At 40.5% G+C, this 343-nt stretch carries 1 protein-coding gene; it reads left to right on the top strand.

Annotation, left to right across the window (positions count from 1 at the left end; all coding sequences use genetic code 11):
* Window positions 1-343, top strand: a 343-nt coding sequence (gene yfbO / locus RTW80_RS28020; RefSeq protein ID WP_312721386.1) for a protein YfbO, incomplete at both ends; no start/stop codon positions are given.

Consider the following 343-nt stretch of genomic DNA (forward strand, 5'->3'; position numbering starts at 1 on the left):
TAATAATCCTGATACTCCTCGTCCATTGTTATCTCTTGAGGATTTTTTTATTGACAATAATATCCATGGTTCAATATGTTGCAATGTGATTCCAGAACAATCTCCGCAAGCTATCTATCACCATTTTCTGAAAATACGTGAGCGTAACAATGTTAGTGATGTTTTGGTAGAAATTACGATGTTCGATGACCCAGACTGGCCCTTTAGTGAAAGTATTTTAGTTATCACCACTGCTTCACCAGAAGAAGTTCAGAGCTGGTTTGTAGAAGAAATTGCCCCTGATGAGTGCTGGGAAGGATGGTCAGAAGATACGGAGCATGGATGGGTTGAAGTCCCTGTGGGT

Origin of the sequence: Escherichia sp. AM3 (assembly GCF_032029835.1) — a bacterium.
Taxonomy (GTDB): Bacteria; Pseudomonadota; Gammaproteobacteria; order Enterobacterales; family Enterobacteriaceae; genus Escherichia; species Escherichia coli.